Genomic DNA, 2,205 nt, shown 5'->3' on the forward strand with positions numbered 1-2,205 from the left:
GTAGTGCCGGCCGCTGGCCGGCAACTGCACGATCTTCGCAACGTTCCTGAGGTTGCCGGCCAGCGGCCGGCACTACCAAACAGTCAATCCTCGTCGGCGCTTTCGGCCGTGCTTTCTTCGCCATCATCCTCGGCGTCGAAGCGCTGCTCATGCACCGGGCCCGATGCCGGGCCTGCCGCCTTCAACGGATGCACTGCGATACGTGCTTCGTAGTCCTGCACCAGCGCTGCGCGCTGCGGTTCGCTCAGTTCCTGCCAGTGGCAGTCCAGCAGCGCACCTTCCAGCGAATACAGCAGGTTGAGGCTGGGCTTGAAGCCGGCACGCTTGACCTTGACGAAGGCACCAACGGCACCGATGGCAACCAGGTCCTCACGGCTGCGCAGGCCCACTTGGCGCAGCCATGCCGCACTCTTCGGGCCGATGTTGCGCAGCTTGACCGCGCTCACGCCAACGCCCCGACGAACACCTCGGCGATGGCTTCCAGGCCAGCCTGGTCCTCGGCATCGAAGCGGCCGACGACCGGGCTGTCGATATCGAACACGCCGATCAGCTCCCCACCGCGGAGCAACGGCACCACCAGTTCCGAGCGCGATGCGGCATCGCAGGCGATATGGCCGGGGAAGGCGTCCACGTCTTCGATCCGCTGGGTGACGCGCTGGCTGGCGGCCGCACCGCACACGCCCTTGTCCAGCGGAATGCGCACGCAGGCCGGCAGGCCCTGGAACGGACCGACCACCAGTTCCTTGCCGTCGTAAAGGTAGAAGCCCACCCAGTTCAGGTCGGGCAGGGCGTGGTAGACCAGTGCAGCGAGGTTGGCCGCATTGGCGATGCGGTCGGACTCGCCGTAGACCAGGCCACGGGCCTGTTCCAGCAGCTGGGCGTATTGTTCCGGCTTGCTGCCGGTGAGCGAGGCGTTGGCGAACATGGCCGCAGTCTAGCAAGCGTGCCGGGCCAGCGATAATGGGGACTCTGCTGCCCTGCTGGAGCCTGTGATGTCCCTGCCTGCCACGTTGCCGACGGCCCTGTTCGTCACCGGTACCGATACCGAGATCGGCAAGACCGCCGCCAGTACCGCGCTGCTGCACGCGCTGCGCCGGCGCGGCCTGCGCGCGGTGGGCATGAAGCCGGTGGCCAGCGGCAGCCACGACGCGGGGCAGGGGCTGCGCAACGACGACGCGCTGGCACTGCAGGCCGCCAGCCTGCCGGTGCCGGACTATGCCGATCTGAACCCCTACGCATTGCGCCAGCCGTTGGCGCCCGAGCTGGCGGCCGCAGAAGATGGCGTGCGCATCGAACTGTCCCCGATCCTGGCGGCCTTCGAACGCCTGCGCGCACAGGCCGACGTGGTGGTGGTCGAGGGCGTGGGCGGCTGGCTGGCGCCGTTGTCGGCGCAGCTGGACCAGCTTGACCTGGTACGTGCGCTGCGGCTGCCGGTGGTGCTGGTGGTCGGCATGCGCCTGGGCTGCGTCAACCACGCGCGGCTGACCGCACACTCGCTGCAGGCCAGTGGCGTGGAGTGCCTGGGCTGGATCGGCAACCACATCGATCCTTCGATGCAGCGCCAGGATGAGAATTTCGCGACCTTGCAGCAGCGCCTGCCGATGCCCTGCTGGGGCCGGATGCCGTATCTGCCGGGCGCCGATGGTGAAGCGTTGAGCGCGCACCTGCACGACGACCACGGGTAGTGCCGGCCGCTGGCCGGCAACTGCACGCACTCACTACCTCGAGGTCGCCGGCCGCTGGCCGGCACTACCGTGTTGCCGCCACCAGCTCCCGTGCGATCGCACCCAACCGTTCCACCGCAGCGATGAAGCGCGCGTCCAGGGTCTGGCAGCACGACAACCGCAGGCAATGCCGGTAGCGCGCGCCACGCGAATACACCTGGCCCGGCATGAACACGATGTCCTCTGCCAGCGCGCGCTCGAACAGCTCCCGGGTGTCTACGCCAGGCAACTCCAGCCACAGCAGGAACCCTCCCTGCGGCTCGGTGGCGCAGGTGCCGGCCGGGAAATGTTCGGCCACCAGCTGCCGCAGGCGACCGACCTGTTCGCGGTACAACCGGCGCATGCGATGCAGGTGGTGCTCGTAGCTGCCTGCTTCCAGGTAGGCCGCCACCGCATCACCGAGCAGCTGCGGTTCGCCGCCGGTGGACTGGAATTTGAGCAGCGCGATGCGTTCGGCGAAGCGGCCGCCATCGAGCCAGCC

Annotated in this window: 4 protein-coding genes; 1 reads left to right on the plus strand and 3 read right to left on the minus strand. The window is 68.4% G+C overall.

Annotation, left to right across the window (positions count from 1 at the left end):
* Positions 1 to 83: 83 nt before the first annotated feature.
* Positions 84 to 446: a TfoX/Sxy family protein gene (locus tag AB4Y84_RS19815; RefSeq protein ID WP_442250743.1), complete on the minus strand. Its 363-nt coding sequence runs from the start codon at positions 444 to 446 to the stop codon at positions 84 to 86.
* Complete coding sequence (locus AB4Y84_RS19820; RefSeq protein WP_025878430.1) at positions 443 to 925, minus strand: GAF domain-containing protein; 483 nt, start codon at positions 923 to 925, stop codon at positions 443 to 445. Before AB4Y84_RS19820 ends, AB4Y84_RS19815 begins: the two co-directional genes overlap by 4 nt.
* A 67-nt stretch (positions 926 to 992) precedes the next feature.
* On the opposite strand from AB4Y84_RS19820, the gene bioD reads away from it, so the two are divergent.
* Positions 993 to 1,685, plus strand: coding sequence for a dethiobiotin synthase (bioD, locus tag AB4Y84_RS19825; protein ID WP_442244751.1), 693 nt, complete (start codon positions 993 to 995; stop codon positions 1,683 to 1,685).
* Positions 1,686 to 1,749: 64 nt separating this feature from the next.
* Here the strand turns inward: bioD and AB4Y84_RS19830 are convergent.
* Positions 1,750 to 2,205, minus strand: a 456-nt coding sequence (locus AB4Y84_RS19830) for an aminotransferase class I/II-fold pyridoxal phosphate-dependent enzyme (RefSeq protein ID WP_442250744.1), incomplete at its 5' end; no start/stop codon positions are given.

It is taken from the genome of Stenotrophomonas sp. 2YAF22, from assembly GCF_052114665.1.
Taxonomy (GTDB): domain Bacteria; phylum Pseudomonadota; class Gammaproteobacteria; order Xanthomonadales; family Xanthomonadaceae; genus Stenotrophomonas; species Stenotrophomonas indicatrix.

Coding starts and splice junctions, on each gene's coding strand:
- AB4Y84_RS19820 (WP_025878430.1), bottom strand. CDS start 925: ATGTTCGCCAACGCCTCGCTCACCGGCAGCAAGCCGGAACAATACGCC.
- bioD (WP_442244751.1), top strand. CDS start 993: ATGTCCCTGCCTGCCACGTTGCCGACGGCCCTGTTCGTCACCGGTACC.